Source organism: Streptomyces sp. NPDC058796, assembly GCF_042745235.1.
Classification (GTDB): Bacteria; Actinomycetota; Actinomycetes; order Streptomycetales; family Streptomycetaceae; genus Streptomyces.
In genome coordinates this window covers 168,240-194,539 of sequence record NZ_JBHYOP010000014.1, presented here as the reverse complement: position 1 = coordinate 194,539, position 26,300 = coordinate 168,240, and the positions used below count along the sequence as shown (strand labels likewise).

The 26,300-nt window shown below is 71.4% G+C and carries 20 protein-coding genes and 2 pseudogenes; 16 read left to right on the top strand and 6 right to left on the bottom strand.

Features of this window, described 5'->3' with window-relative positions:
• Window positions 1-290 precede the first annotated feature (290 nt).
• Window positions 291-615 (top strand): annotated as a pseudogene (locus tag ACFW47_RS30900) (ionic transporter y4hA); the annotation flags it as partial.
• A gap of 70 nt (window positions 616-685) precedes the next feature.
• Here ACFW47_RS30900 and ACFW47_RS30895 read toward each other — a convergent pair.
• A complete protein-coding gene (locus ACFW47_RS30895) occupies window positions 686-1,732 on the bottom strand; it encodes a S66 peptidase family protein (protein ID WP_386307750.1) in 1,047 nt (348 codons plus the stop codon).
• A 104-nt stretch (window positions 1,733-1,836) separates the two neighbouring features.
• Here ACFW47_RS30895 and aroQ point away from each other — a divergent pair, with 104 nt between their 5' ends.
• A complete protein-coding gene (aroQ, locus tag ACFW47_RS30890) occupies window positions 1,837-2,310 on the top strand; it encodes a type II 3-dehydroquinate dehydratase (protein WP_386282462.1) in 474 nt (157 codons plus the stop codon).
• Window positions 2,311-2,361: 51 nt separating this feature from the next.
• Here the strand turns inward: aroQ and ACFW47_RS30885 are convergent, their stop codons facing one another.
• Together ACFW47_RS30885 and ACFW47_RS30880 are read right to left on the bottom strand one after the other, a co-directional pair.
• Entirely contained in the window at window positions 2,362-3,018 is a 657-nt protein-coding gene (locus ACFW47_RS30885) for an MBL fold metallo-hydrolase (RefSeq protein ID WP_386282459.1), read from the bottom strand.
• A 51-nt stretch (window positions 3,019-3,069) separates the two neighbouring features.
• Window positions 3,070-3,756 carry a maleylpyruvate isomerase family mycothiol-dependent enzyme gene (locus tag ACFW47_RS30880; protein WP_386307747.1) on the bottom strand — a complete coding sequence of 229 codons (687 nt, stop codon included), beginning with the start codon at window positions 3,754-3,756 and terminating at the stop codon, window positions 3,070-3,072.
• A 223-nt stretch (window positions 3,757-3,979) separates the two neighbouring features.
• Between ACFW47_RS30880 and uvrA the strand changes: the two genes are divergently transcribed.
• Window positions 3,980-7,012 (top strand): excinuclease ABC subunit UvrA, encoded by a 3,033-nt coding sequence (gene uvrA / locus ACFW47_RS30875; RefSeq protein ID WP_386282454.1) that lies wholly within the window; start codon window positions 3,980-3,982, stop codon window positions 7,010-7,012.
• Window positions 7,013-7,125: 113 nt separating this feature from the next.
• Complete coding sequence (locus ACFW47_RS30870) at window positions 7,126-7,260, top strand: hypothetical protein (RefSeq protein ID WP_386282451.1); 135 nt, start codon at window positions 7,126-7,128, stop codon at window positions 7,258-7,260.
• 54 nt (window positions 7,261-7,314) lie between these two features.
• Here the strand turns inward: ACFW47_RS30870 and ACFW47_RS30865 are convergent, their stop codons facing one another.
• A complete protein-coding gene (locus ACFW47_RS30865; protein ID WP_386282449.1) occupies window positions 7,315-8,223 on the bottom strand; it encodes a carbohydrate kinase in 909 nt (302 codons plus the stop codon).
• The gene (locus ACFW47_RS30860) at window positions 8,220-9,293 is read right to left on the bottom strand and encodes a LacI family DNA-binding transcriptional regulator (RefSeq protein ID WP_386282447.1); all 1,074 of its coding nucleotides are present in this window, start codon (window positions 9,291-9,293) and stop codon (window positions 8,220-8,222) included. The genes ACFW47_RS30865 and ACFW47_RS30860 overlap by 4 nt, the downstream gene beginning before the upstream one ends.
• 230 nt (window positions 9,294-9,523) lie before the next feature.
• Between ACFW47_RS30860 and ACFW47_RS30855 the strand changes: the two genes are divergently transcribed.
• Window positions 9,524-9,949, top strand: a complete 426-nt coding sequence (locus tag ACFW47_RS30855; RefSeq protein ID WP_217254279.1) for a Rieske (2Fe-2S) protein — start codon at window positions 9,524-9,526, stop codon at window positions 9,947-9,949.
• A gap of 44 nt (window positions 9,950-9,993) precedes the next feature.
• Here the strand turns inward: ACFW47_RS30855 and ACFW47_RS30850 are convergent, their stop codons facing one another.
• Window positions 9,994-10,944 (bottom strand): hypothetical protein, encoded by a 951-nt coding sequence (locus ACFW47_RS30850; protein WP_386282443.1) that lies wholly within the window; start codon window positions 10,942-10,944, stop codon window positions 9,994-9,996.
• A gap of 376 nt (window positions 10,945-11,320) precedes the next feature.
• On the opposite strand from ACFW47_RS30850, the gene uvrC reads away from it, so the two are divergent.
• From uvrC to pgi, 11 genes and pseudogenes are all read left to right on the top strand, one after another.
• A complete protein-coding gene (gene uvrC, locus ACFW47_RS30845; RefSeq protein ID WP_386307745.1) occupies window positions 11,321-13,468 on the top strand; it encodes an excinuclease ABC subunit UvrC in 2,148 nt (715 codons plus the stop codon).
• Window positions 13,465-14,481 (top strand): RNase adapter RapZ, encoded by a 1,017-nt coding sequence (gene rapZ, locus ACFW47_RS30840; protein ID WP_386307744.1) that lies wholly within the window; start codon window positions 13,465-13,467, stop codon window positions 14,479-14,481. Before uvrC ends, rapZ begins: the two co-directional genes overlap by 4 nt.
• Window positions 14,478-15,569 (top strand): uridine diphosphate-N-acetylglucosamine-binding protein YvcK, encoded by a 1,092-nt coding sequence (gene yvcK / locus ACFW47_RS30835; RefSeq protein WP_386282436.1) that lies wholly within the window; start codon window positions 14,478-14,480, stop codon window positions 15,567-15,569. Before rapZ ends, yvcK begins: the two co-directional genes overlap by 4 nt.
• Window positions 15,560-16,549, top strand: coding sequence for a DNA-binding protein WhiA (gene whiA / locus ACFW47_RS30830; RefSeq protein WP_019331050.1), 990 nt, complete (start codon window positions 15,560-15,562; stop codon window positions 16,547-16,549). Before yvcK ends, whiA begins: the two co-directional genes overlap by 10 nt.
• A gap of 737 nt (window positions 16,550-17,286) precedes the next feature.
• Window positions 17,287-20,242, top strand: a pseudogene (locus ACFW47_RS30825) (M14 family zinc carboxypeptidase).
• A gap of 227 nt (window positions 20,243-20,469) precedes the next feature.
• On the top strand, window positions 20,470-21,477 hold the full coding sequence (gap, locus tag ACFW47_RS30820) for a type I glyceraldehyde-3-phosphate dehydrogenase (protein WP_073721661.1): 1,008 nt from the start codon (window positions 20,470-20,472) through the stop codon (window positions 21,475-21,477).
• 142 nt (window positions 21,478-21,619) lie between these two features.
• Window positions 21,620-22,837: a phosphoglycerate kinase gene (locus tag ACFW47_RS30815; RefSeq protein WP_386282431.1), complete on the top strand. Its 1,218-nt coding sequence runs from the start codon at window positions 21,620-21,622 to the stop codon at window positions 22,835-22,837.
• A 5-nt stretch (window positions 22,838-22,842) separates the two neighbouring features.
• Entirely contained in the window at window positions 22,843-23,619 is a 777-nt protein-coding gene (gene tpiA, locus ACFW47_RS30810) for a triose-phosphate isomerase (protein ID WP_386282429.1), read from the top strand.
• Between the two features lie 125 nt (window positions 23,620-23,744).
• Entirely contained in the window at window positions 23,745-23,981 is a 237-nt protein-coding gene (secG, locus tag ACFW47_RS30805; RefSeq protein ID WP_386282427.1) for a preprotein translocase subunit SecG, read from the top strand.
• Window positions 23,982-24,228: 247 nt separating this feature from the next.
• Entirely contained in the window at window positions 24,229-24,516 is a 288-nt protein-coding gene (locus tag ACFW47_RS30800; RefSeq protein WP_007448238.1) for an RNA polymerase-binding protein RbpA, read from the top strand.
• 102 nt (window positions 24,517-24,618) lie between these two features.
• Window positions 24,619-26,295, top strand: a complete 1,677-nt coding sequence (gene pgi / locus ACFW47_RS30795) for a glucose-6-phosphate isomerase (RefSeq protein ID WP_386282425.1) — start codon at window positions 24,619-24,621, stop codon at window positions 26,293-26,295.
• The last annotated feature ends 5 nt before the right edge of the window (window positions 26,296-26,300 follow it).

Genomic DNA, 26,300 nt, shown 5'->3' with positions numbered 1-26,300 from the left:
GCGGCACCCCGGCCCGCCTCGCCCCCCACCCACCCACCCCCCCCCCCCCCCCACCCCCCCCCCCCCCCCCCGGCCCCCCCCCCGGGGGGGGGGGGGGGGGCGCCCCCCCCCCCGCCGCTCTTCCGTTCGGGGCCGCGTGCTGGAGTCCTCCCAGGGAGTTCGTCACCCAATGGACGGCCGTCACGCCCGTGGTCGCGGTCGTGCTGCTGGTCTCCACCTGGGGACGCGGGGTCGGCGAACCCTTCGCGGGTCCCTGATGGCCGACGGCGGCGACAAGAGCGCGGCCCTGACACAGGGACTACTTCCTGCCGATCACCCGGCAGCGCGAGGTGATCGCCGCCGAGAACCACGCCCAGGGACCGTCCGCCCGCACCGCACTGATCAGCCTGGCGCTGCTCGCCCTGGCCCCGATGGTGTGGCCGGCCTGGCCAAAGGGGTGTCGCCCACCGTCGAGGACGGGGTGAAGGCCGCGGGCTGCACCACGCCGTCGTCGGTGTCGTCATCGCCCTGCTCGTACTGCTCCCCGAGATCATCGCCGCGTTGCGCTCCGCGCGCGGCGACCGGGTGCAGACCAGCCTGAACCTCGCTCTCGGTTCCGCCGTGGCCAGTATCGGTGCTGTTCGCGGCGTACCTGGAACTCGCGATCAATCCCTCGCGCCGGCCGATCCCCCGAACGCGGGGAGCGTCAGTACGTGACGGTGATGCGCCGCGCGGGCCCGTCGACCCGCACGGTCCCTCCGTACGGGACGACGACCTGCGGATCGGTGTGGCCGAAGTCCACGTCGAAGACGATCGTGGCCTCGGGGGCGTAGACCCGCATCGCCCGCAGCACCGCCTCGCGCTGCTGCGCCGCGTACCGTTCACCCTCCTCGGGGCTGTTGGGGCGCTCGAAGGACCAGGTCTTCGGGCGGGCCATCAGCAGTGCGGAGAAGCGGCCGAGCAGCCCGCGCTCGCCCATGTTGCGCAGGGTGCGGAAGACCTCCGCCGCGCTCGGCAGCTCCTCGGAGGTCTCCAGGAGCAGCACGCCGCCGTCGTACTCCGCCGGGTCGCGGGCGATCTCGCGGTCGGCCATCAGCAGCCAGGCCAGGATCTCCAGGCAGCCGCCCCAGGTCCGTCCCTCGACCACCCGGTCGGCGTTCACCCAGGACCAGCCCGACCCGGTCCGCATCGACGGTTCCGCCTCGAAGGTGGCCGGGTCGGCCCAGTCGCGGTTGACGTCGTTGAAGCGCTCGGCGGGCCTGAGCTCGTACGGGCCGGACGTGAACAGCGCCGCGCGCAGTGAGTCGGCGGTCTGCGGGTGCATGGCGACGGGACGGCCCAGCTCCACCATGACGCTCGCGCCGTGGTAGCCGACGATGCCCGTGTTGCGCAGGTACGCGAGCAGGTTCGTGTTGTCGCTCACGCCGAAGAACGGCTTCGGGTTGGCCCGGATCAGCTCCCGGTCCAGCAGCGGCAGGACGGTGATCTGGTCGTCGCCGCCGATCGACGCGATGACGGCCTTGATCCCCGGGTCGGCGAAGGCCGCGTGGATGTCGGCGGCCCGCTCGGCCGGCGTCGAGCCCATCTTCCGCGTCGCCGGATACTCGACGGGCTCCAGGCCGAACTCCTTGCGCAGCCGCTCCAGGCCCAGCTCGTAGGGGAGCGGGAAGAGCCCCGGCAGCCCTGAGGACGGCGATATCACCGCGACGCGGTCACCGGGCGACGGCTTGGGCGGGTACTCGATCGTCGTCATGGACGGAGGGTAGGGCCGGCCGGGCGGTCGGCGCACCGTGATAAACCGGGGTCCGAGCGGCGGCCCGTACGAGGACCGCCGCACCCGAACGGACCGGAGGAACCGTGCCCCGCACCCTGGCGAACGCCCCGATCATGATCCTCAACGGCCCCAACCTGAACCTGCTGGGCCAGCGCCAGCCGGAGATCTACGGCTCCGACACCCTCGCCGACGTCGAGGCGCGGTGCGTGAAGGCGGCGGCGGCACACGGCGGCACGGTGGACTTCCGGCAGTCCAACCACGAGGGCGAACTGGTCGACTGGATCCACGAGGCCCGGCTGAACCACTGCGGGATCGTGATCAATCCCGCCGCCTACTCGCACACCTCCGTCGCGATCCTGGACGCGCTCAACACCTGCGACGGCCTGCCGGTGGTGGAGGTCCACATCTCCAACATCCACCAGCGTGAGCCGTTCCGGCACCACTCCTACGTGTCGCAGCGCGCCGACGGGGTGATCGCGGGGTGCGGGGTGCAGGGGTACGTGTTCGGCGTGGAGCGGATCGCGGTGCTGGCCGGGACGGGAACGGCCCAAGCCTGAGGCGCGGCCGGCCTTGCGACACCGAGGCCGGCCCCTCCGTGCCCCGTGGCCTCACCAGCCGCGCGCGTGCCACTCCGGCAGGTGCGGCCGTTCCGCGCCGAGCGTGGTGTCCCTGCCGTGCCCGGGATAGACCCACGTCTCGTCCGGGAGCACATCGAAGACCTTGGTCTGCACGTCCCGCATCAGGCTCGCGAACGCCTTGGGATCGTCATGGGTGTTGCCCACACCTCCCGGAAAGAGGCAGTCCCCGGTGAACACATGGGGATGCCCGTGCGGGTCGTCGTACACCAGGACGATGGAGCCCGGTGTGTGCCCGACCAGGTGGCGTGCCGTGAGCTCCACCTGCCCCACCCGGACCGTGTCGCCGTCGTCGAGCGGGACGTCGGTCGGCACGGGGATACCCTCGGCGTCGTGCCGTCCGGCGTGGGTGCGGGCCCCGGTGGCCGCGACGACCTCGGCGAGCGCCTGCCAGTGGTCGCCGTGCCGGTGGGTGGTGACGACGGAGGCGATGCCGTCGTCACCGATCGTGCCGAGCAGCGTGTGCGCGTCGTTGGCGGCATCGATCAGCAGCTGCTCGTCGGTGGCCCGGCAGCGCAGCAGATAGGCGTTGTTGTCCATCGGGCCGACCGCGACCTTGGTGATCATCAGGTCTTTGAGTTCGTGCACGTCGGCGGGTCCGCCGACCCTGACCTCTCCGCTGTACGTCATGCAGGCCAGCCTAGCGCCGGGAGGCGGCCCGCAGACCGCCTCCCGGGGACGCTACAGCGGAGGCAGCGCCGGCAGCGGACCGCCCTCCACCGTCAGCGCGGAGCCCGCGCGGCGTCCGGCGAGCCAGCCGAGCAGGTCGGCCGGGCGTCCGGTGACGGTCACTTCGGGAGCGTCCGCCTCCCGGCCCGTGCGCCACGCGCGCGTGCCGTCGGTGAGCCGGGTGGAGGCCACGTCCGGGTGCCCGGCGAACCGCGCGGCGAGGAAGTCGGTCTCCCGCTCCGTGAACTCCGCCGGAAGATCCTCCAGCTCGTACCCGATGCCCAGGTCCACGTGGTGCAGCTCGACCTCGACCCAGCGCCGGAACGGCAGCCGGGACGCCGAGTCGGTGATCCCGTTGCGCAGCTCCACCGTGCGCGACCAGTCCGCGGGGACGGCGGCGGCGCCCTGGAAGCGGGCCGCGCTCTCGCGCACGTCGGCGAGCTGGGCGTCGAGGGGGCGTGGCGCGTCCCGCTCGATGTCGGCGTCCCGGGCCTCGCCGGAGACGTACATGGGGCGTCCTTCGAGGACGTTCACGAGGGCGTCCGCGTTGCGGGCGAGGTGGGCGAGGACGTGGCCACGGCTCCAGCCGGGAAGCCGTGACGACTCCGTCACGGACGCGTTGTCCAGTTTCCCGACCGCGGCGAGCAGCCGGTCGGTGGCGTCCTGTACACACACCAGGTCATGAGCGTGATCAATCATGGTGCTGACCCTAGACCGCGCCACACCTTCGGGTGAAGGTTGTGAACGGCCCCCGCGATTCGAATGTGCGTGCTATATGGTCGGAAGCGGCGTCGGGCATGCTGGGAAGTCGGGGTTTGTTGACAACCGGTGAATCCGACCGGCGTTGTCAGTGGCTCCCCCTAGTCTGAGAAAGACGGGGGCCTCGCCCCTGTCACTTCTCTCAAGAAAGGTGCGGACCGGCGTGGCCGACCGTCTCATCGTCCGTGGCGCGCGCGAGCACAACCTGAAGAACGTCTCGCTCGACCTGCCTCGCGACTCGCTCATCGTCTTCACGGGCCTGTCCGGGTCGGGCAAGTCCTCCCTGGCCTTCGACACCATCTTCGCCGAGGGCCAGCGGCGCTACGTGGAGTCGCTCTCCTCCTACGCCCGGCAGTTCCTCGGCCAGATGGACAAGCCGGATGTCGACTTCATCGAGGGGCTCTCCCCGGCGGTCTCCATCGACCAGAAGTCGACCTCCCGCAACCCGCGCTCCACGGTCGGCACCATCACCGAGGTCTACGACTACCTGCGCCTGCTCTTCGCGCGCATCGGCAAGCCCCACTGCCCTCAGTGCTCCCGGCCGATCTCGCGCCAGTCGCCGCAGGCCATCGTCGACAAGGTCCTGGAGCTGCCCGAGGGCAGCCGCTTCCAGGTGCTGTCACCGCTGGTGCGCGAGCGCAAGGGCGAGTTCGTCGACCTCTTCTCGGACCTCCAGACCAAGGGCTACTCCCGCGCGCGGGTGGACGGCGAGACGATCCAGCTCTCCAACCCGCCCACGCTCAAGAAGCAGGAGAAGCACACCATCGAGGTGGTCGTCGACCGCCTCACGGTGAAGGACACTGCCAAGCGCCGGCTCACCGACTCCGTGGAGACCGCGCTCGGTCTGTCCGGCGGCATGGTCGTGCTCGACTTCGTCGACCTCCCCGAGGACGACCCCGAGCGCGAGCGCATGTACTCCGAGCACCTGTACTGCCCGTACGACGACCTGTCCTTCGAGGAGCTGGAGCCCCGCTCCTTCTCCTTCAACTCGCCCTTCGGCGCCTGCCCCGACTGCTCCGGCATCGGCACGCGCATGGAGGTCGACCCGGAGCTGATCGTCCCCGACGAGGAGAAGTCCCTCGACGAGGGAGCCATCCACCCCTGGTCGCACGGGCACACCAAGGACTACTTCGGCCGCCTCATCGGTGCCCTCGCGGACGCCCTCGGCTTCCGCACGGACATCCCCTTCGCCGGTCTGCCGCTGCGCGCCCGCAAGGCCCTGCTGAACGGCCACAAGACCCAGGTCGAGGTCCGCTACCGCAACCGGTACGGGCGCGAGCGCCGCTACACCACGGCCTTCGAGGGCGCGATCCCCTTCGTCAAGCGCCGGCACAGCGAGGCCGAGAGCGACGCCAGCCGCGAGCGCTTCGAGGGCTACATGCGCGAGGTGCCCTGCCCCACCTGTGAGGGCACGCGCCTCAAGCCCCTCGTCCTCGCGGTCACCGTCATGGGCAAGTCGATCGCCGAGGTGTCGGCGATGTCCATCAGCGACTGCGCGGACTTCCTGGGCGAGCTGAAGCTCAACGCCCGCGACAAGAAGATCGCCGAGCGCGTCCTGAAGGAGGTCAACGAGCGGCTGCGGTTCCTGGTCGACGTCGGCCTGGACTACCTCTCGCTGAACCGCGCGGCCGGCACCCTCTCCGGCGGCGAGGCCCAGCGCATCCGCCTGGCCACCCAGATCGGCTCCGGCCTCGTCGGCGTGCTCTACGTCCTCGACGAGCCGTCCATCGGCCTGCACCAGCGCGACAACCACCGGCTGATCGAGACCCTCGTCCGGCTCCGCGACATGGGCAACACCCTCATCGTCGTCGAGCACGACGAGGACACCATCAAGGTCGCCGACTGGATCGTCGACATCGGTCCCGGCGCCGGCGAGCACGGCGGCAAGGTGGTACACAGCGGCTCACTCAAGGAGCTGCTGGACAACGCCGAGTCGCAGACCGGCCTCTACCTGTCCGGCCGCAAGGCCATCCCGCTGCCCGACATCCGGCGCCCCCGCGACCCGGCCCGGCAGCTCACCGTGCACGGCGCCCGCGAGAACAACCTCCAGGACATCGACGTCTCCTTCCCGCTCGGCGTCTTCACGGCCGTCACCGGCGTCTCCGGCTCCGGCAAGTCGACCCTGGTCAACGACATCCTTTACACCCACCTGGCCCGCGAGCTGAACGGCGCGCGCAACGTGCCCGGCCGGCACACGCGCGTGGACGGCGACGACCTCGTCGACAAGGTCGTGCACGTCGACCAGTCGCCCATCGGCCGCACCCCGCGGTCCAACCCGGCGACGTACACCGGTGTCTTCGACCACATCCGCAAGCTGTTCGCCGAGACGACCGAGGCGAAGGTCCGCGGCTATCTGCCCGGCCGCTTCTCCTTCAACGTCAAGGGCGGCCGCTGCGAGAACTGCGCGGGCGACGGCACCATCAAGATCGAGATGAACTTCCTCCCGGACGTCTACGTCCCGTGCGAGGTCTGCCACGGCGCCCGGTACAACCGGGAGACCCTGGAGGTCCACTACAAGGGCAAGTCCATCGCCGACGTGCTGAACATGCCGATCGAGGAGGCCACGGACTTCTTCGAGGCGGTCCCCGCGATCTCCCGGCACATGAAGACCCTCAAGGACGTCGGTCTCGGCTACGTCCGGCTCGGCCAGTCCGCGACCACCCTCTCCGGCGGTGAGGCCCAGCGCGTCAAGCTCGCCAGCGAGCTGCAGCGCCGCTCCACCGGACGCACGGTCTACGTCCTGGACGAGCCGACCACCGGGCTGCACTTCGAGGACATCAGCAAGCTGCTCACCGTCCTGTCCGGCCTCGTCGACAAGGGCAACTCGGTCATCGTCATCGAGCACAACCTCGACGTGATCAAGACCGCAGACTGGGTCGTCGACATGGGCCCCGAGGGCGGCGCCGGCGGTGGCCTGGTGGTCGCCGAGGGCACGCCCGAGCAGGTCGCCGCCGTGCCCGCCAGCCACACCGGGAAGTTCCTGCGGGACGTCCTCGGCGCGGACCGCATCAGCGACGCCGCCCCCGTGAAGGCCCCGCGCAAGGCGGCGGCGAAGACGGTGGCGGCCAAGGCGTCCGCCAAGAAGACCACCACCAAGGCGGTCACCGGCACGGCGGCGAAGAAGCCCGCCACCAAGACGGCCAAGACCGCCACCAAGAGCGCCGCGAAGAAGACGACGCGGACGAGCAAAGCCTGAACCGGAGCCGAGCCGGGCTCCACGGACGATCCCGTGGAGCCCGGCTCGGCGCTCGCCCGGCCCAGCCGCTCAGGCACCGGCCGACTCCACGAACTGCATGCCGACCCCGGCCGGTGCCGCGCCGAACGGCCACGCTCGCCGGGGTCCGCGTCGAGTACCGCACCCGGCTGGGACAGGTCCGCGACCGCAACCCGTCCGTCCAGGTGCCCGACGCCGTCGCCGACGCGCTGAACCTGTCTGTTCGCTGACCTCGGTACGGCCGACGGGCCGACGCCCGCGGCAGGGGCCGGTGCCGTCGGCGCTCAGCCGGTCACCTCGTGAGCGTACGGCGGCTCCGCGCCCGCCCGCGAGCAGGTGACCGCCGCGGCGCGGGCGGCGAAGCCCAGCAGTCCCGCCCAGCCCTCCGGCCCCAGTGCGGCCACCGCCTCCGCGCTGAGCGCGTCCCGTACCGCGAGGCCGTGCAGCAGCGCCGCGTTCACCGTGTCGCCCGCGCCGATCGTGTCCACCACCTCGACCCGCTCGCCCGGCACCGAGTACTCGCTCCCGTCGCGGGTGTATGCCGTCAGCCCGGCACCGCCCCGGGTGACCACGACCGCCGCCGGACCGGCCGCCAGCCATTCCCGGGGCGTGCCGCCGAGCCACTCGGCGTCCTCGGCGGACAGTTTCAGCAGGGCCACGGACGGCAGCCAGCTCTTGAACCGGGCCCGGTAGGCGTCGGGGTCCGGGATCAGGCCGGTCCGGATGTTGGGATCCAGCGCCGTGAAGACGCCCCGCGCGGCCGTCTCCCGCAGCAGTTCCTCGTAGGCGCTCGCGCCCGGCTCCAGCACCAGCGAGCAGGTCCCGAAGGAGACCGCACGGGTATCCGACGGCAGCACGGCGGGCACCGAGAACAGCCGGTCCGCCGTCCCGTCCACGTAGAAGGAGTAGGCGGCGCTACCGTCCGCGTCCACCGAGGCCACGGCGAGGGTCGTCGGCTCGGCCCCCCGCTGCACCGGCGTGACGTCCACACCGGTCTCGCGCAGCCGCTCCAGCAGCGCCTCGCCGAAGGCGTCGTGGGACACCCGGGAGCAGAAGGCGGCGGGGGAGCCGAGCCGGCCCAGGGCGACCGCCGTGTTGTAGGGCCCGCCGCCGAGCGCCGGGCGCAGGGCGGCGAGGGCGCCCGTGCCCTGCGGTACCAGGTCGATCAGGGCCTCACCGGCGACGACGATCACGGGAGTGTCCTTTCGTGAACCATTACGGAAGCTTGCTCGGGCTGTTCGCCCCGCTCGGGGCAGCCGCACGAGGTGCGGTGCACGAAGGCGCACGGCAACCGCACGGTCCTGGCGGGCCGATCCGGCTCGGCGAGGCGGTCCAGCAGCAACCGGACGGCCCGGGTGCCGAGCTCCCTGCTGGGCTGCGCCACAGCCGTGAGCCGGGGGGAGAACAGGTCGGCCCAGGGGAAGTCGTCGAAGCAGCACAGTGCGAGGTCGCCGGGCACGGACAGACCGCGGTCCCGCACGGCGCGCAGCGCTCCGATGGTCATCGCGTTGTTGGCGGTGACCAGCGCGGTGGGCGGCACCGGCAGGGACAGCACGGCGGTCGTGGCCCGTTCGCCGCCCGCCGCCTCCGAGTCGCCGTGGACCAGGAGCCGTTCGTCGTAGGGCAACCCGGCGGCGGCGAGGCCGTGCCGGTACCCGGTGATCCGCTCACGCGTCGTGCTGAACCCCCGCCGGCCCGCCACCAGACCGATCCCGCGGTGGCCGAGCCCGGCGAGATGGGTCACCAGCCGGGCCGTCGGCTCGGCGCCCTCGGCGCAGACCTGGTCGAAGCGCGGGGCGCCGTCGCCGTCCGGGGTGTCCACGACCCGGTCGAGGAACACGGTCGGCACCCGGTGGCGGCCGAGGTAGGCGACGAGGTCGCGCGGGTCGGCGGAGGGCGCGACGATCATGCCGTCCACGCGACGCTCGTGCAGCAGCCGGACGGCCTTGCGCTCGTGTTCGGGGTCGTCGTGCGGATCGGCGATGAGCAGGCCGTAGCCGTGCTCCAGGGCGGCGGCCTCGACGCCCTGGAGGATCTCAGTGAAGTACGGGTTGCTGATCGCCGACACCGCCAGCCCGATGGAGCGGGTGCGGGAGGTCACCAGGGAGCGGGCGAGGGTGTTCGGGGTGTAGCCGAGCCGCTCCACGGCGTCCAGCACCGCCCGCCGGGTGTGGGGCAGCACCGGACGGGTGTCGTTGAGCACGTGCGAGACGGTCGCCACGGAGACTCCGGCGCTCCGTGCGACATCGGCCATGGTCGCCATCGACGGCTCCCCTTCCCGTGTACGGCCGCGTCGGCCGCCACACCGCACCGTGCGCGTCTGGCCGGGACCGTACCCCATCCCCAGCGGGCGCGTAAACGCTTGCGCGAACGTATGCGCCACCCCGCTCCGAAGGCCTCCGGACCAGCGCCACTTCCGCGCACCCACCCCGCGGCGCGGCCCCGGCCGCCGGATATCGTCGCCCTGCACACCCCCTGACCAGTGGAGTCCGCATGCCCGGCCGTCCCGCCCCGAGCCGCCGTACCGTCCTGCGTACGGCGGCCCTCACGCCCGTCGCCGGCCTCGGCGCGGCCGCCTGCTCACCGGGCGACGACGGTGCCGCGCCCGCCCGCCCGACCGCACCCGTCGACCTCGGCGCGGACGGGGCGGTCGCCAAGGGGGCGACGAAGCTGGACCGGGACCACAACGTTGTGGTCAGCCGGGCCGAGGACGGCTCCCTGAAGGCGTTCAGCACGGTCTGTACGCACGCGGGGTGCCCCATCAGGAAGCTGGAGGGGACGAAACTCGTCTGCCCCTGTCACGGCAGCGAGTTCGACGCCCGGACCGGCGAGGTGCTGCACGCCCCGGCGACCGTGCCGCTCATCGAGCTGCCGGTCGAGGTGAAGCAGGGCCGGATCGTCGCGAGCCCCGGTACCTGACCGGTCGGGACCGCGGCCGCCCGCTCACCGGGGTTCCCGCCCGTTCACTCCCAGTCCCACCCGATCCCGAGCATCCCCGACCGCATCCGCGGTTCCACGAGGTGCACGGAGTGGTGCCGCCCGCTGAGGACGAGCTCCTGCCGGCCACCGCGCGGAGCCGCCGGCGAGTGCTGAGTGAACCGGTGGCAGCGCACCGGCAGGGCCGCCGCGTCGAACCGCACCTGGAGGGCGTACTGCCCGCCCGCCGCGCCGAACCCGCGGACGTATTCGCGGCTCACCCCCGCCGTGCCGTCCTCGACGCCGTAGCGGAAGAGGTGGGTGTCGCCGGCCCGCAGACGCGTGTCGAAGAGCAGCTCGGTCACCAGCACACCGGTGTCGTGGTGGGTGCGGACCCGTCCCGTGCGGCAGTTCTCCAGCGCGTGAACGGTCATCCGCGCGGGAGCGCAGCCCGGGTCGCCGTGGTGGACGGCGACGAAGCGGTCGACGCCGTCGCGGTGGGCGCGGACGATGTGGTGCGACTCGCGGGCGGCGAGCTCGCGGCGGGCTCCGATCCGGATCCGTTCGTGGTGCCCGAGGACGTGTACCCCGCCGTCCGACGGGGGATGGCCCAGCTCGGCCAGCAGCCGCTCCAGGACACCGGAGGCCTCCACGTGGGCGCGGTAGGAGCGGGCGGCGGGCCGCCGGTCCGAAGGGGCCTCCTCGGCCTCGGACAGCAGGCGTATCAGTGACTCCTCGGGCAGCTGGAGTATCTCCTCCAGGGCCCGCACGGCCCGCAGCGACTCCGGGCGCTGGGGGCGCCGGGCGCCCTGCTGCCAGTAGCTGAGGCTCGTGACGCCCACCTTCACCCCGCGGCGCGACAGATGGTGCTGCACGCGCTGCAGCGGCAGCCCGCGAGCGGCGATCGCGGCGCGCAGGGCCACGTGGAAGGGGCCACCGCGCAGGGCCGAGTCGAGGTCCGCGGTGGCGACGTCCAGGTGCTGGGTGGCGTGCGGCATGCAGGGGCCTTTCTGTGAAGGACACGACGGCTGGTCAGACCGTTCGACGTGGATCGACCGGGGCCGCCCCCCCCCGGTCGTGGCGCAGGGGTCTGCACATCCGTGCGCCGCGCCTCAGGGCCCCGAGTCCCCCCGCATTGAAGCGTGTTGGCCTGGTCGCGACAACACCTGAAGCCCGACCGTGACGCGGTCCTGGCCGAGAACGCACGGGCCGGGCGTCCCGAGGGCACCCGGCGTGACCGGCCGGCCCCGGACCGTCTCGCCCCAGCCGCGCGCCGGGGTGTCCACGTGCCCCCGCGGCCGGTGTCCACAGGTCCCGCGGCCCGTCGTCCACAGCCCCGCCGGAGTGTCGGTCCCCGCCAGTAGGGTGTGAGTCATGGCCGACCCCTCCAGCTACCGCCCCAGGCCGGGTGAGATCCCGGACTCCCCGGGGGTGTACAGGTTCCGTGACGAGCACCGCCGGGTGATCTACGTCGGAAAGGCGAAGAGCCTGCGCCAGCGCCTGGCGAACTACTTCCAGGACCTGGCGAACCTGCACCCCCGCACCCGCACCATGGTCACCACGGCCGCCTCCGTGGAGTGGACGGTGGTGTCCACGGAGGTCGAGGCGCTGCAGCTGGAGTACTCCTGGATCAAGGAGTACGACCCCCGGTTCAACGTCAAGTACCGCGACGACAAGAGCTACCCGTACCTCGCGGTGACGATGAACGAGGAGTTCCCGCGCGTGCAGGTGATGCGCGGCCACAAGAAGAAGGGCGTGCGCTACTTCGGGCCGTACGGACACGCCTGGGCGATCCGCGACACGGTCGACCTCCTGCTGCGCGTCTTCCCGGTGCGTACCTGCTCCGCCGGCGTCTTCAAGAACGCGGCCCGCACCGGCCGCCCCTGCCTGCTCGGCTACATCGGCAAGTGCTCCGCGCCCTGCGTGGAGCGGATCGCCCCCGAGGACCACCGGGAGCTCGCCGAGGAGTTCTGCGACTTCATGGCCGGCCGCACCGGCACCTACCTGCGCCGTCTGGAGCGGCAGATGGCCGACGCGGCCGAGGACCTGGAGTACGAGCGGGCGGCACGCCTGCGCGACGACATCGGCGCCCTGAAGAAGGCCATGGAGAAGAGCGCGGTCGTGCTCGCCGACGCGACCGACGCCGACCTGATCGCGGTCGCCGAGGACGAGCTGGAGGCGGCCGTCCAGATTTTCCACGTGCGCGGCGGACGGGTGCGCGGCCAGCGCGGCTGGGTCACCGACAAGGTGGAGGAGATCACCACCGGCGCCCTCGTCGAGCACGCCCTCCAGCAGCTCTACGGCGAGGAAACCGGGGACGCCGTCCCCAAGGAGGTCCTGGTCCCCGCCCTGCCCGACCCGGTGGAGCCGGTCCAGCAGTGGCTGACCGAGCGCCGGGGCTCGGGGGTCTCGCTGCGCATCCCGCAGCGTGGCGACAAGAAGGCGCTGATGGAGACCGTCCAGCGCAACGCCCAGCAGGCGCTCGTCCTGCACAAGACCAAGCGCGCCTCCGACCTGACCACGCGCTCGCGCGCGCTGGAGGAGATCGCCGAGGCCCTGGACCTGGACAGCGCCCCGCTGCGCATCGAGTGCTACGACATCTCGCACCTCCAGGGCGACGACGTCGTGGCCTCCATGGTCGTCTTCGAGGACGGGCTGGCCCGGAAGAGCGAATACCGCCGGTTCCAGATCAAGGGCTTCGCGGGACAGGACGACGTCCGTTCCATGCACGAGGTCATCACCCGCCGCTTCCGCCGCTACCTCGCCGAGAAGGAGAGGACCGGCGAGTGGGCGGACGGCCCGGACGCGGACGCGGCGGAAGCAGCTGGTGCCGAGAAGGGCGCCGACGGCCGGTCCCTCACGGACGGCCCGGCCGCGCAGGCCGATGGCGAGGCCCTCGTGGACGGCCCCGCCCTCAAGGACGACGACGGCAGGCCCAGACGCTTCGCCTACCCGCCCCAGCTCGTCGTCGTCGACGGCGGGCAGCCGCAGGTCGCGGCGGCCCAGCGGGCGCTGGACGAGCTGGGGATCGACGACATCGCCGTCTGCGGCCTCGCCAAGCGTCTGGAGGAGGTGTGGCTGCCCGGCGACGACGACCCGGTGGTCCTGCCCCGCACCAGCGAGGGCCTGTACCTGCTCCAGCGGGTCCGTGACGAGGCCCACCGCTTCGCGATCACCTACCAGCGCGCCAAGCGCGCCAAGCGCTTCCGGTCGAGCCCCCTGGACGACGTGCCCGGACTGGGGGAGACCCGCAAGCAGGCGCTGATCAAGCACTTCGGCTCGGTGAAGAAGCTCAGGTCGGCGACGATCGACCAGATCTGCGCGGTGCCCGGCATAGGCCGCAAGACGGCGGAGACCGTCGCCGTGGCCCTCGCCCGGGCCACTCCGGCCGCGCCCGCCGTGAACACGGCGACCGGAGAGATCATGGATGACGAGGACGGGGCACCCGAGACGACGGCGGATGCCCCGGGGGAGCCCGTGCCCGCGGGCACCCCGGACGAACGACGGGGGCAGGAGAGATGACCGAGCACGAGGCACAGCCCACAGCGGGACGAGAACAGGCCCACGGCACGGCCGGCGAGGACGCGGACCCGCGGACGGCCGGACCGGACCCGCGCCAGAACGACGGAGCACAGGTGAGTACGGGCAAGGAAACAGCCGGGGCGCACGAGGCGGCCATCCCCGAGCTGGTGATCATCTCCGGCATGTCCGGGGCCGGCCGCTCGACGGCCGCCAAGTGTCTGGAGGACCTCGGCTGGTTCGTCGTCGACAACCTGCCGCCCGCGTTGATCCCCACCATGGTGGAGCTCGGCGCCCGCTCGCAGGGCAACGTGGCGCGGATCGCGGTCGTCGTCGACGTCCGCGGCCGGCGCTTCTTCGACAACCTGCGCGAATCACTCGCCGACCTCGACGCCCGCGGCGTCACCCGCAGGATCGTCTTCCTGGAGTCCTCCGACGACGCCCTGGTGCGCCGCTTCGAGTCGGTGCGCCGGCCGCACCCCCTCCAGGGCGACGGCCGCATCGTGGACGGCATCGCCGCCGAGCGGGAGCTGCTGCGCGAGCTGCGCGGCGACGCCGACCTGGTGATCGACACCTCCAGTCTCAACGTGCACGAGCTGCGCGCCAAGATGGACGCCCAGTTCGCCGGGGACGAGGAGCCCGAGCTGCGGGCCACCGTCATGTCCTTCGGCTTCAAGTACGGCCTCCCGGTCGACGCCGACCTGGTCGTGGACATGCGCTTCCTGCCCAACCCGCACTGGGTCCCGGAGCTGCGCCCGTTCACCGGCCTGAACGAGGAGGTGTCCTCCTATGTCCTCAGCCGGCCCGGGGCCAAGGAGTTCCTCGACCGCTACACCGAGCTGCTCCAGATGATCGCGGCGGGTTACCGTCGGGAGGGCAAGCGCTATGTGACCGTCGCCGTCGGCTGCACCGGCGGCAAGCACCGGTCCGTGGCCATGTCGGAGAAGCTCGCCGCCCGGCTCGCCGCCGAGGGCGTGGAGACGGTGGTCGTCCACCGGGACATGGGACGGGAATGACAGGACGTACTCCGCGGCTGAGCAGGCTGCGCCGGGTCGTGCCCGAAGGGCGCGGCGGCAGACCCGCCGAGGCCCGCGCCGCCCGGCCCGAGCAGGCGCGCGGCGGCAAGCCGCGCCGCCGGGGCACCCAGCCCAAGGTCGTCGCCCTCGGCGGCGGCATGGGCCTGTCCGCCTCGCTCGCCGCACTGCGCCGGATCACCGGCGACCTCACCGCGGTCGTCACCGTGGCCGACGACGGCGGTTCCAGCGGGCGCCTCCGTGACGAGCTCGGTGTGCTGCCGCCCGGCGACCTGCGCAAGGCGCTGGCCGCGCTGTGCGGCGACGACGACTGGGGCCAGACCTGGGCCCGCGTCATCCAGCACCGCTTCCAGTCCCAGGGCGACCTGCACGAACACGCGGTCGGCAATCTGCTGATCGTCGCCCTGTGGGAGCAGCTCGGTGACCACGTCCAGGCCCTCGACCTGGTCGGCAAGCTGCTCGGCGCGCACGGACGGGTGCTGCCCATGTCCGCCGTGCCGCTGGAGCTGCAGGCCCTGGTGAAGGGGCACGACCCGGAGCGGCCCGACGAGGTGGACACCGTGCGTGGTCAGGCGACCGTGGCGCTCACCCCGGGGGAGGTGCAGTCCGTGCACCTGGTGCCGAACGACCCGCCGGCCGTCCCCGAGGCGGTCGAGGCCGTCCTGGACGCCGACTGGGTGGTGCTCGGCCCCGGCTCCTGGTTCTCCTCGGTCATCCCGCACCTGCTCGTGCCCGACCTGCTGGACGCGCTCGTCGAGACGAAGGCGCGCCGGGTGCTCTCCCTGAACCTCGCGCCGCAGCCCGGGGAAACCGAGGGCTTCTCACCGCAGCGTCATTTGGAGGTTTTGGGACGACACGCCCCTAAACTCGCCCTGGACGTGGTGCTGGCCGACGAGGCCGCCGTGCCCGACCGTGACTCGCTCACCGATGCCGCGAAACGGTTCGGCGCCGCGGTCGAGCTGGCTCCGGTAGCCCGGACCGACGGGACCCCGAGGCACGACCCGGAGCTGCTGGCCGCCGCGTACGACCGTATTTTTCGGATGCATGGAAGGATCGGCCCATGGCGATGACGGCAGCGGTGAAGGACGAGATCTCCCGGCTCCCCGTCACCCGGACCTGCTGCAGAAAGGCGGAGGTCTCCGCCGTTCTGCGGTTCGCCGGCGGCCTTCACCTGGTGAGCGGGCGCATCGTGATCGAGGCGGAGCTGGACACGGCGAACGCGGCGCGCCGGCTCAAGCGGGACATCCTGGAGATCTTCGGGCACAGTTCCGAGCTGATCGTGATGGCGCCCGGCGGGCTGCGCCGCGGGTCGCGTTACGTCGTTCGGGTGGTCGCGGGCGGTGACCAGCTCGCCCGGCAGACCGGCCTGGTCGACGGGCGGGGCCGGCCCATCCGCGGTCTGCCGCCGCAGGTGGTCTCGGGGGCCACCTGCGACGCCGAGGCCGCCTGGCGGGGCGCGTTCCTGGCGCACGGTTCGCTCACCGAGCCCGGCCGGTCCTCCTCCCTGGAGGTCACCTGTCCGGGCCCCGAGGCCGCGCTCGCCCTGGTCGGCGCCGCCCGTCGGCTGTCGATCGCCGCCAAGGCCCGCGAGGTGCGGGGCGTGGACCGGGTCGTGGTTCGCGACGGCGACGCGATCGGCGCCCTGCTCACCCGGCTCGGCGCACACGACTCGGTGCTGGCCTGGGAGGAGCGGCGGATGCGCCGCGAGGTCCGGGCCACCGCCAACCGCCTCGCCAACTTCGACGACGCCAACCTGCGCCGCTCGGCCCGCGCGGCCGTCGCCGCCGGGGCCCGGGTCCAGCGGGCCCTGGAGATCCTCGCCGACGACGTGCCCGAGCACCTCGCCGCCGCGGGCCGGCTGCGGATGGAGCACAAGCAGGCCTCGCTGGAGGAGCTGGGCGCCCTCGCCGACCCGCCGCTGACCAAGGACGCCGTCGCCGGCCGCATCCGCCGACTGCTTGCCATGGCCGACAAGAGGGCCTCCGACCTCGGCATCCCCGGCACGGACGCCAACCTCAGCGACGAACTGGCCGACAACCTGGTCGGCTGACCGGACGCGCAGGCCTGTCGGCTGACGGGGCGCGCAGGCCTGCTGGCCGACCGGGCGGGTGGGCTCTCGGCCGACTGAGTCGACAGGCCGGTCGGCCGTCCGGGGGTGCGGAGCCTGTCGGCTGACGGGGCTCGCATGGCCGCTGTCTGGCCGGGCGGGCAGGTCTGTCGTCGTACTGGGTTTGGCAAGCCGGTCGGCTGACCGGACGCGCGGAGCGGGTCGATTGAGGGGGCGCGCGTCTGCCGTCTGACAGCGCAGGCCTGTCGGCCGATCGGACTGGTTGGCCTCGCGCCCGATGGGGTGGGCAAGCCGGTCGGTCGTCCGGGGTGCAGCGCCTGCCGGCTGGCCGGGCGCGCACGTCTGCCGTCTGGCCGGGCACACAAGTCCGCCGGCCGACCGAACCGGCTGGCCCCTCGTCCGACCGGGCTATCGAGCGGGTCGGACGACCGGGCGGGCAAGCCGACAGGGCGCGCAAGCCGACCGGGCTGGTCCCTCGCCCGGCCGGCCCTCCCAAGCCTGTCGGCCGACCGAACGCACGACGGCCCACCGCACGCACCCCGACCCCGCAGCAACTGAGTCGTCAACCAGCCGGGCAAGCGCCCACTCGGGTGGCCCGCATCCGCCTTCGCGTGTCCTTCCCGCGCTCTTGACTCGATCATGAGCTGTCATGAGCCTGGCATCTGTTCGCTGCTGTGGCGAACCCAGGCCTGTCGGACAGGCCCCATCTAGGGGGGTTCATGAGACGAAGAGCGAGATCGATCCTCGCTGTCGGCGCGCTCCTGATCGGCGGAGCGAGCTTCGCACCCATCGCCCAGGCACAACCCTCGGACTCCGCGGACACCGACGCGGACGAGGTCAAGGTCTTCCGCGCCGACGTCACCCAGGAGCAGGTCCCCCTGCTGCTGGCCGCCGGCCAGGACGGCCACGAACTCGGTGAGCGGATCCCCGACAAGGGCACCGCCACCGTCGAGGTCTACCTCACCGACCAGCAGGCCGGGAAGCTGGAGAAACAGGGCGTCGACCTCAAGGAGCACACCCTCTCCACCCGTGCCGAGAAGCGGGTCGAGGACGCCGCCGAAGGCGTCTTCCGCCCCTACAGCGGCAGCGGCGGCCTCGAGGAGGAGATCCTCCGCACCGCGCGGGAACACCCCCGCCTCACCAAGGTCGTCTCCATCGGCAAGACGGTGAACGGCAAGGACATTCCTCGCCCTCAAGCTCACCAAGCACGCGGACAAGACCCGGGACGGCTCCAAGCCCGCCGTCCTCTACATGTCCAACCAGCACGCGCGAGAGTGGATCACCCCGGAGATGACCCGGCGGCTGATGCACCACTACCTGGACAACTACAAGAAGGACCGGCGGATCAAGAAGCTGGTCGACTCCACCGAACTGTGGTTCCTGCTGTCGGCCAACCCCGACGGCTACGACTACACCTTCGAGAACACCGACAACCGCCTGTGGCGCAAGAACCTGCGCGACAACAACGGCGACGGCACCATCAGCACCGGCGACGGCGTCGACCTCAACCGCAACTTCGCCTACAAGTGGGGCTACGACGACGAGGGCTCGTCCCCGAACCCCACCAGCCAGACCTACCGCGGCGCCGGCCCGAACTCCGAGCCCGAGACCAAGGCCCTGGACCGCTTCCAGAAGCGGATCGGCTTCGCCTACGGCATCAACTACCACTCCGCCGCCGAACTGCTCCTCTACGGCGTCGGCTGGCAGGTCGCCACCCACACCCCGGACGACGTCCTCTACCAGGCGCTCGCCGGCACGCCCGAGAACTCCGCGATCCCGGGCTACCGCCCGCAGGTCTCCTCGGAGCTCTACACCACCAACGGCGAGGCGGACGGCCACGCGGCCAACGTCAACGGCGTGGCGATGTTCACCCCGGAGATGTCGACCTGCCAGACCATCTCCGACCAGTACCCCGACGACGAGTGGAACGCGGGCGACTGCCAGTCCGGCTTCAACTTCCCCGACGACGAGAAGCTGATCCAGGAGGAGTTCGAGAAGAACATCCCCTTCGCGCTCTCCGTCGCCGAGTCCGCCGCGCACCCCGACCGCCCGTCGTCGTCCGTAGGTGTCGAGGCCGCCGACTTCACCCCGGCCCCCTTCACCACGTCCTACTCGCGCGGCGCCGACCAGGAGGTCTCCGTCGTAGCGCGCAAGTCGGTGCGCGACAAGGAGCTGAAATACCGGGTCAACGGCGGACGCGTCCACGACATGGCCCTGAAGCCCTGGCGCGGCGGCGAGACGTACGGCGGTGAGGACAACCTCTACTTCGACGAGTACCGCGCCAAGGTCAAGGACGGCGACCGCGGCGACAAGGTCGAGGTCTGGTTCACCGGCGAGACGAAGAAGGGCAAGCGGACCGAGAGCGAGCACTTCACGTACACGATCGCCGAGCGGCCCCGCGCGGACGTCCTCGTCGTCGCCGAGGAGGGCGCGAAGGCCACACAGGCACAGACGTACGTGGACGCCCTCAGGGCCAACGGCAAGCGGGCGGCCGTCTGGGACGTCGCCACCCAGGGCGCGCCCGACGCGCTCGGCGTCCTCGGCCACTTCGACACCGTCGTCCACTACACCGGTGCGGCGAACCCGGGCAACGCCACCCAGCTCCAGCTCCGCGCCTACCTCAACGAGGGCGGCAGGCTGATCGAGGCGGGCGAGCGGGCCGGCGGCAGCGTCGACCTCGGCGACGGCACGCTGTCGAACGACTTCAGCCAGTACTACCTGGGCGCCTACACTCGCACCTCGACCTCCGGAGCCACCGGATTCACCGGCTCCGGCAAGCTCGGCGGCACCACCGGCGCCCTCGGTGACGCCCCGGGCAACCCGCTGGACGCGGCCGGGACCTACAGCGTCACCTCGGACCAGCTGCCCGCCGGCACCTACCCCCAGTTCGCCAGCGAGGGCGCCGGGAAGTTCGCCGGGACCGTCAACCCGTACGGGCCCTACGCGGGCGAGTGGATGGCCGCCGCCGTCCACACCGACGACGCCTACAAGCGCCTCACCCGCACCGTCGACCTCACCGGTGTCACCGCCGCCGACCGCCCCACCCTGCGCACCCAGCTCCTGTGGGACACCGAACGCGGCTACGACCACGCCCTGGTCGAGGCGCACACCACCGGCGCCGACGACTGGACCACGCTCCCCGAGGCCGGCGGCGCGACCGGCACCGCCGTACCGTCCGAGTGCGGGGCCGGCTTCTACATGGGCGAGCACCCCTGGCTGGAGCACTACCTCACCCTGTCCGACGACGGCTGCACCGCCACCGGCACCACCGGGCAGTGGAACAGCCTCACCGGCTCCTCCGGGGGATGGCGGCAGGTCGAGTTCGACCTGAGCGCCTACGCCGGGAAGTCCGTCGAGGTGTCCCTCGCCTACGTCACCGACCCCGGCAGCGGCGGACGCGGCGTCCTCGCCGACGAGGCCTCGCTGGTCGTCGGCGGCACCGCCGCGCAGACCGAGGGCTTCGAGACCTCGCTCGGCGCCTGGCAGGTGGCGGGACCGCCGGCCGGCAGCCCCGCCGTCCTGAAGGACTGGACCCGCACCGGCACCCTGTTCCAGACCTACGGCGCCATCACCACGGACGACACCGTGCTGCTCGGTTTCGGCCTGGAGCACCTCACCGAACCCGCCGCCCGGACGGCACTGGTCCGGCAGGCGCTGCGTGCCCTGGACGAGTGAAAACCGGGATGCGGGGGACTGACACGGTGTAGCGAAATCGGGTGATCGGTCCCCGTCGCCCCGGGCGGTCCGTACCCCTACTGGCGGGTACGGGCCGCCCTGCCGGGAATGGGGCGTCTCGATGTCACCCCCGGGGCCCCGGAGAGGTAGGGTCGGTGGTGGTCGGGGACATCCCAAATACAGCTCGCCGGCACATCGGGCCGGCGTACCAACGAGGAGATCGGTTCGTGACGATCCGCGTAGGCATCAACGGCTTTGGCCGCATCGGTCGTAACTACTTCCGCGCGCTGCTGGAGCAGGGTGCAGACATCGAGATCGTGGCTGTCAACGACCTGGGTGACACCGCGACCACCGCCCACCTGCTGAAGTACGACACCATCCTCGGGCGCCTCCCGTACGAGGTCTCGCACACCGAGGACACCATCACCGTCGGCGACAAGACCATCAAGGTCCTCGCCGAGCGCAACCCGGCCGACATCCCCTGGGGCGAGCTGGGTGTCGACGTCGTCATCGAGTCGACCGGCATCTTCACGAAGAAGGCCGACGCCGAGAAGCACATCGCGGGCGGCGCGAAGAAGGTCCTCATCTCGGCCCCGGCCAAGGACGAGGACGTCACCATCGTGATGGGCGTCAACCAGGACAAGTACGACCCGGCGAACCACCACGTCATCTCCAACGCCTCCTGCACCACCAACTGCGTGGCGCCGATGGCCAAGGTCCTCGACGAGAACTTCGGCATCGTCAAGGGCCTGATGACGACGGTCCACGCGTACACGAACGACCAGCGCATCCTGGACTTCCCGCACAAGGACCTGCGCCGCGCCCGTGCCGCCGCGGAGAACATCATCCCGACCACCACGGGTGCCGCCAAGGCCACCGCGCTGGTCCTCCCGCAGCTCAAGGGCAAGCTGGACGGCATCGCCATGCGCGTCCCGGTCCCGACCGGATCGGTCACCGACCTCGTCCTGGAGCTCGGCCGCGAGGTCACCAAGGAAGAGGTCAACGCCGCCTTCCAGAAGGCCGCCGAGGGTGAGCTCAAGGGCATCCTGGAGTACACCGAGGACGCGATCGTCTCCTCGGACATCGTCAACGCCCCGGCGTCCTGCACCTTCGACTCGTCCCTGACCATGGTCCAGGACGGCAAGAACGTGAAGGTCATCGGCTGGTACGACAACGAGTGGGGCTACTCCAACCGCCTCGTCGACCTCACGGTCTTCGTCGGCAACCAGCTCTGATCCAGCCGGACCCAGCAGGCACCTCGCATGCGGTAGCAGGGCTCGGGCAGCGCAAGGCCGCGCTGTCCGGGCCCTGCGTCGCGTCCGCGGCTGCCGGCCCTCGTAGGATCACGAGCGATCCGAGAACCCAGGAGCCCACTGCATGAAGACGATCGACGAACTGCTCTCCGAAGGCGTCACCGGCAAGCGCGTCTTCGTCCGCGCCGACCTCAACGTGCCGCTCGACGGCACCACCATCACCGACGACGGCCGCATCCGCGCCGTGGTGCCCACCGTCAAGGCCCTGGCCGACGCGGGCGCGCGCGTGATCGTCGCCTCGCACCTGGGCCGCCCCAAGGGCGCCCCGGACCCGGCCTTCTCCCTCGCCCCCGCCGCCGCCCGCCTCGGTGAGCTGCTCGGTGAGGGCACCGACGTCGCCTTCGCTGAGGACACGGTCGGCACCGCCGCCGAGTCCACGGTCGCCGGCCTCGCGGACGGCCAGGTCGCGGTCATCGAGAACCTTCGCTTCAACGCCGGCGAGACCAGCAAGGACGACGCCGAGCGCGCCGCCTTCGCCGACAAGCTGGCCGGCCTCGCGGACGTGTACGTCGGCGACGGCTTCGGCGCCGTGCACCGGCGGCACGCGTCGGTCTACGACCTGCCGAAGAAGCTCCCGCACTACGCCGGCTACCTCATCGCCACCGAGGTCGGCGTCCTGAAGAAGCTCACCGACGACGTCCAGCGCCCCTACGTGGTCGCCCTCGGCGGCGCCAAGGTCTCCGACAAGCTCGCCGTCATCGACCAGCTGCTCGGCAAGGCCGACCGGCTCCTCATCGGCGGCGGCATGGCGTACACCTTCCTCAAGGCCAAGGGCCACGAGGTCGGCATCTCGCTGCTCCAGGAGGACCAGATCCCGGTCGTCAAGGAGTACATGGAGCGCGCCGAGAAGAACGGCGTCGAGCTGGTCCTCCCGGTCGACGTGCTGGTCTCGTCCGAGTTCCCGGACCTGAAGACCAAGGCTCCGGCCGACCCCGCCACCGTCGCCGCGGACGCCATCCCCGCCGACCAGGAGGGTCTGGACATCGGTCCCGAGACCCGCAAGCTGTACGCCTCGAAGCTCGCCGACGCCGCCACCGTCTTCTGGAACGGCCCGATGGGCGTCTTCGAGCACCCCGACTACGCCGAGGGCACCAAGGCGGTCGCCCAGGCCCTCGTCGACGCCCCGGGCTTCACCGTGGTCGGCGGCGGCGACTCCGCCGCGGCCGTCCGCACGCTCGGCTTCGACGAGAACGCATTCGGCCACATCTCGACCGGCGGCGGCGCCTCCCTCGAATACCTCGAGGGCAAGACGCTCCCCGGCCTCGCCGCACTGGAGGACTGACCCCGATGACCACCCGCACGCCGCTGATGGCGGGCAACTGGAAGATGAACCTCAACCACCTCGAGGCCATCGCCCACGTCCAGAAGCTCGCCTTCGCCCTCGCGGACAAGGACTACGACGCCGTCGAGGTAGCCGTCCTCGTCCCCTTCACCGACCTGCGCTCGGTGCAGACCCTGGTCGAGCACGACAAGCTGAAGATCAAGTACGGCGCCCAGGACGTCTCCGCCCACGACGGCGGCGCCTACACCGGCGAGATCTCCGGCCCGATGCTGGCCAAGCTGCGCTGCACCTACGTGGCGATCGGCCACTCCGAGCGCCGGCAGTACCACGCCGAGACCGACGAGCTGGTCAACGCCAAGGTCAAGGCCGCCTACAAGCACGGTCTGACCCCGATCCTGTGCGTCGGCGAGGAGCTGGACGTCCGTGAGGCGGGCAACCACGTCGCCCACACCCTCGCCCAGGTCGAGGGCGGCCTGAAGGATCTCCCCGCCGAGCAGGCCGAGTCGGTCGTGATCGCCTACGAGCCCGTGTGGGCCATCGGCACCGGCAAGGTCTGCGGCGCCGAGGACGCCCAGGAGGTCTGCGCGGCCATCCGCGGCAAGCTCGCCGAGCTGTACTCGCAGGAGCTGGCCGACAAGGTCCGCATCCAGTACGGCGGCTCGGTCAAGTCCGGCAACGTCGCCGAGATCATGTCCCAGGCCGACATCGACGGCGCCCTGGTCGGCGGTGCCTCGCTGGACTCGGACGAGTTCGTCAAGATCGTCCGCTTCCGCGACCAGTGAGCCGGACGGCAGGTCGACCGGTGAGTATGCGCTAGCGGCGATACGTCGTACCCTTGCGGGGGCATGGTGGCCTGCTGTCACCGTGCCCCCGTCGTTCATCCGAATCCGAGGAAGTTGGTCCAGCCGTGGTTTTGGGGTTCTCGATCACCCTGATCGTATTCAGCCTGCTGCTGATGCTGCTGGTGCTGATGCACAAGGGGAAGGGCGGCGGCCTCTCCGACATGTTCGGTGGCGGCATGCAGTCGTCCGTCGGCGGCTCCTCGGTCGCCGAGCGCAACCTCGACCGGATCACCGTGGTGGTCGGTCTGCTGTGGTTCGCGTGCATCATGGTGCTCGGCCTGCTGATGAAGGCGAACAACTGACACGTCACGCACTCGAGCACGTAAAGCCCCATGTTCGGTACGCGCCGCAAGGCGCCGCCTATCATGGGGCTTGCGTCTGAGCGCTGGAGCTTGTAACTCCAATCACTGGACGCGCGTTGGGCCTTACGTAGACTGAGGCGCTCGCAGCGAAGCGAAACGCCGACTCGCTTCGCGGCACCATCACGCAGGGAGTTACACCGTGGCAAGTGGCAACGCGATCCGGGGAAGCCGGGTCGGGGCGGGGCCGATGGGCGAGGCCGAGCGCGGCGAGTCCGCGCCGCGTCTGCGCATCTCCTTCTGGTGCTCCAACGGACACGAGACACAGCCGAGCTTCGCGAGCGACGCCCAGGTCCCGGAGACCTGGGACTGCCCGCGCTGCGGCTTCCCCGCCGGACAGGACCGGGACAACCCGCCGGACCCGCCGCGCACCGAGCCGTACAAGACCCACCTCGCATACGTGCGCGAGCGCCGCAGCGACGCGGACGGCGAGGCGATCCTCGCCGAGGCGCTCGCGAAACTGCGGGGCGAGATCTAGTCCCCGTCGCTGTCGCTCTTCTTCCGTACTGACCGTACTGATCAATTAGGTTGGACCAGCCGGGACAGCTGGGACACCCAAGGAAGAAGGCTGACGTCCGACATGAACGCAGACGGCCGTACCAGGCTCGACCAGACGCCCGAATGGACCGCGCTGGCCAAGCATCGTGACCAGCTCGGAGAGGTGCGGCTGCGCGAACTCTTCGCCGCCGACCCGGACCGCGGCACCGGCTGCACGCTCCGGGTGGGAGACCTGTACGTCGACTACTCCAAGCACCTCGTCACCGACGAGACCCTGCGGCTGCTGCGCGAGCTGGCCGCCGCCACCGACGTCTTCGGGCTGCGCGACGCCATGTTCCGCGGCGAGCGGATCAACATCACCGAGGACCGGGCGGTCCTGCACACCGCGCTGCGCGCCCCGCGGGACGCGGTGATCGAGGTCGACGGCGAGAACGTCGTCCCCAAGGTCCACGCCGTCCTCGACAAGATGGCCGACTTCTCCCACCGGGTCCGCTCCGGGGAGTGGAAGGGCCACACCGGCAAGCGCATCAGGAACGTCGTCAACGTCGGCATCGGCGGCTCCGACCTGGGCCCGGCGATGGCGTACGAGGTGCTGCGCGCCTTCACCGACCGGGACCTGACGGTCCGTTTCGTCTCCAACGTCGACGGCGCCGACCTGCACGAGGCCACCCGCGACCTGGACCCGGCCGAGACGCTGTTCGTCATCGCCTCCAAGACCTTCACCACCATCGAGACGGTCACCAACGCCACCTCCGCCCGGACCTGGCTGCTGAACGCCCTCGGTGACGGGGCCGCGGTCGCCAAGCACTTCGTCGCCCTGTCGACGAACGCCGAGAAGGTCGCCGAGTTCGGCATCGACACGGCCAACATGTTCGAGTTCTGGGACTGGGTCGGCGGCCGCTACTCGTACGACTCGGCGATCGGCCTCTCCCTGATGATCGCCATCGGCCCGGACCGTTTCCGCGAGATGCTCGACGGCTTCCACCTCGTCGACGAACACTTCCGCACCGCCCCCGCCGAGTCCAACGTGCCCCTGCTGATGGGCCTGCTGGGCATCTGGTACGGCAACTTCCTGGGCGCCCAGTCGCACGCCGTACTGCCGTACAGCCACTACCTGTCGAGGTTCACCGCCTACCTCCAGCAGCTCGACATGGAGTCCAACGGCAAGTACGTCGGCCGGGACGGACGCGAGGTCGCGTGGCAGACCGGCCCGGTCGTGTGGGGCACGCCCGGCACCAACGGGCAGCACGCCTACTACCAGTTGATCCACCAGGGCACGAAGCTCATCCCCGCGGACTTCATCGGGTTCGCCCAGCCGGTCGCCGAGCTCAGCGACGAGCTGAAGGCCCAGCACGACCTGCTGATGGCCAACTTCTTCGCCCAGACCCAGGCGCTCGCCTTCGGCAAGACACCCGACGAGGTGCGCGCCGAGGGCGTCCCGGAGGAGCTGGTCCCGCACAAGACGTTCAAGGGCGACCACCCGACGACCACCATCCTCGCCCGCGAGCTGACCCCGTCGGTGCTCGGGCAGCTCGTCGCCCTCTACGAGCACAAGGTGTTCGTCCAGGGCGCGGTCTGGAACATCGACTCCTTCGACCAGTGGGGCGTCGAACTCGGCAAGGTCCTCGCCAAGCGCCTCGAACCCGCCCTCACCGAGACGTTTTCATCAGCCGCTGCCGCGGCGGGCTCGGTCCCCGGCCTGGACGCCTCCACCCAGGCGCTGGTCGCCGCCTACCGGGAGCTGCGCGGCCGGCGGTGAGCGAA

Bases quoted from the DNA above. Each gene is read 5' to 3' on its own strand.
- ACFW47_RS30895 (WP_386307750.1), bottom strand. From the start codon at position 1,732: ATGACGACGATCGAGTACCCGCCCAAGCCGTCGCCCGGTGACCGCGTC.
- ACFW47_RS30855 (WP_217254279.1), top strand. From the start codon at position 9,524: ATGCCCGGCCGTCCCGCCCCGAGCCGCCGTACCGTCCTGCGTACGGCG.
- ACFW47_RS30860 (WP_386282447.1), bottom strand. From the start codon at position 9,293: ATGGCGACCATGGCCGATGTCGCACGGAGCGCCGGAGTCTCCGTGGCG.
- uvrC (WP_386307745.1), top strand. From the start codon at position 11,321: ATGGCCGACCCCTCCAGCTACCGCCCCAGGCCGGGTGAGATCCCGGAC.
- ACFW47_RS30885 (WP_386282459.1), bottom strand. From the start codon at position 3,018: ATGACGTACAGCGGAGAGGTCAGGGTCGGCGGACCCGCCGACGTGCAC.
- tpiA (WP_386282429.1), top strand. From the start codon at position 22,843: ATGACCACCCGCACGCCGCTGATGGCGGGCAACTGGAAGATGAACCTC.
- pgi (WP_386282425.1), top strand. From the start codon at position 24,619: ATGAACGCAGACGGCCGTACCAGGCTCGACCAGACGCCCGAATGGACC.
- ACFW47_RS30850 (WP_386282443.1), bottom strand. From the start codon at position 10,944: ATGCCGCACGCCACCCAGCACCTGGACGTCGCCACCGCGGACCTCGAC.
- ACFW47_RS30800 (WP_007448238.1), top strand. From the start codon at position 24,229: ATGGGCGAGGCCGAGCGCGGCGAGTCCGCGCCGCGTCTGCGCATCTCC.
- whiA (WP_019331050.1), top strand. From the start codon at position 15,560: ATGGCGATGACGGCAGCGGTGAAGGACGAGATCTCCCGGCTCCCCGTC.
- rapZ (WP_386307744.1), top strand. From the start codon at position 13,465: ATGACCGAGCACGAGGCACAGCCCACAGCGGGACGAGAACAGGCCCAC.
- ACFW47_RS30815 (WP_386282431.1), top strand. From the start codon at position 21,620: ATGAAGACGATCGACGAACTGCTCTCCGAAGGCGTCACCGGCAAGCGC.
- yvcK (WP_386282436.1), top strand. From the start codon at position 14,478: ATGACAGGACGTACTCCGCGGCTGAGCAGGCTGCGCCGGGTCGTGCCC.
- ACFW47_RS30880 (WP_386307747.1), bottom strand. From the start codon at position 3,756: ATGATTGATCACGCTCATGACCTGGTGTGTGTACAGGACGCCACCGAC.